The 2,166-nt window shown below is 74.2% G+C and carries 2 protein-coding genes; both read left to right on the top strand.

The features are described from left to right. Positions 1-520: acyl carrier protein (locus tag BG452_RS33000; RefSeq protein ID WP_188308025.1), on the top strand; the 520-nt coding region annotated here is incomplete at its 5' end. Positions 521-596: 76 nt separating this feature from the next. After that, positions 597-2,166, top strand: a 1,570-nt coding sequence (locus BG452_RS33005) for a type I polyketide synthase (RefSeq protein ID WP_188308026.1), incomplete at its 3' end; no start/stop codon positions are given.

Here is a 2,166-nt window from a genome sequence, read left to right on the forward strand (position 1 = left end):
CCGCCTGACCGAGCTGCGCGAGGCCGACCGGCTGCGCCACGTCGTGGACCTCGTCCGCGCCGAGGCCGCCGCCGTCCTCGGCCACGCCTCGCCGCAGGCCGTCGCCGCTGACCGGGACTTCCACGACCTCGGCGTGGACTCCCTCACGGCACTCGAACTGCGCAACCGCCTGACCGCCGTCACCGGCCTGCGCCTGCCCGCGACCCTGGTCTTCGACCACCCGACGTCCGCCGTCCTCGGCGCACACCTGCTCGGCGTGCTCCTGGACGAGCAGGACGCCGCGGACGGCGCCGCGCTGTTCGGCCAACTCGACCGTCTGGACACGGCCCTGGCGGACCCGGACACCGACGAGGCGACCCGCAACGCGGTCTCCCTCCGGCTGCGCCGAATGCTGGAGAAATTGCGAAACCAGGACGCGCAGAATGCCGAGGACGCCATTGCGGAGCGGCTCGAAGCGGCGAGCGCGGACGAGGTCCTCGCCTTCATCGACAACGAGCTCGGCCGTCTGAGCGACCGCTGAGGACCGCTGAGGACCCGCCGAGAAGCGCCGAGAAACGCCGAGAGACCCGCCTCAACACAGGAAGGCACCACCCCCCATGTCGAACGACAGCAAGCTCGTTGACTACCTCAAGTGGGTCACGGCCGACCTGCACCAGACACGCCAACGACTGCTGGAGGCCGAGTCAGGCCGGCACGAGCCGATCGCCATCGTCGCCATGGCGTGCCGCCTGCCGGGCGGGGTGACCACCCCCGAGGAGCTCTGGCGGCTGGTCGCGGACGGGCGGGACGGCATCACCGGGTTCCCCGCCGACCGCGGGTGGGACATGGCGGCGCTGCTCGGCGAGGGCAGCGGCAGCAGCGCCTCGATCGAGGGCGGGTTCGTCGCGGCCGGTGAGTTCGACGCGGGCTTCTTCGGGATCTCGCCGCGCGAGGCCCTCGCGATGGACCCGCAGCAGCGGCTCCTGCTGGAGACGTCCTGGGAGGCGTTCGAGCGGGCGGGCATCGACCCGGCGGGCCTGCGCGGCACCCGCACCGGCGTGTTCGTCGGCACCGCGGGCGTCGACTACGTCGGCGTGGTGATGAACTCGGACGAGGACATGGAGGGCCACGCGACCACCGGCCTGACGGCGAGCGTGCTGTCCGGCCGGGTGTCGTACACCTTCGGCCTGGAGGGCCCGGCCGTCACCGTCGACACCGCGTGCTCGTCCTCGCTGGTGGCGATGCACCTGGCGTCGCAGGCGCTGCGGGCCGGTGAGTGCACGCTGGCCCTCGCGGGCGGCGTCACCGTGCTGTCGACGCCGATGAGCTTCGCCGGGTTCTCCCGGCAGGGCGGGCTCGCGCCGGACGGGCGCTGCAAGGCGTTCGCGGACGCGGCGGACGGGACGGGCTGGGCCGAGGGCGCGGGCGTCCTGGTGCTGGAGCGGCTCTCGGACGCCCGCCGCAACGGGCATCCGGTGCTGGCCGTCCTGCGCGGCAGCGCCGTCAACCAGGACGGCGCGTCGAACGGTCTGACGGCGCCCAACGGTCCGTCCCAGCAGCGCGTCATCCGCCAGGCGCTGGCCGCCGCCGGGCTGTCGGCCGGCGAGGTCGACGCCGTCGAGGGCCACGGCACGGGGACGCCTCTGGGTGACCCGATCGAGGCCCAGGCGCTCCTCGCGACCTATGGGCAGGAGCGGGAACAGCCGCTGCTGCTCGGCTCGTTGAAGTCCAACATCGGCCACACCCAGGCGGCGGCCGGCGCGGCCGGCGTGATCAAGACGGTGATGGCGCTGCGGCACGGCGTGCTGCCGAGGACGCTGCACGTCGACGCGCCGTCCGCCGAGGTGGACTGGTCGGCGGGGGCCGTCGAGCTGCTCACCGAGGCCCGGGCCTGGCCGGAGGTGGACCGACCGCACCGCGCGGGCGTCTCCGCCTTCGGGATCAGCGGGACGAACGCGCACGTGATCGTCGAGGAGGCGATCGAGGAGGATGCTTCCGGGGCGGATCCCTCGGTCGCGCCGGGTGTGGTGCCGTGGGTGGTCTCGGCGAAGTCGGAGGCGGCGCTGAGCGCGCAGCTGGAGCGGCTCGCCGGGGTCGGGGGCTCGCCGGTGGACGTGGGGCTGTCGTTGGCGGGGCGCTCGCGGTTCCGGCACCGGGCGGTGCTGGTGGACGGGGGCGAGGTCGCGC

It is taken from the genome of Streptomyces sp. CBMA123, assembly GCF_014596465.1.
Taxonomy (GTDB): domain Bacteria; phylum Actinomycetota; class Actinomycetes; order Streptomycetales; family Streptomycetaceae; genus Kitasatospora.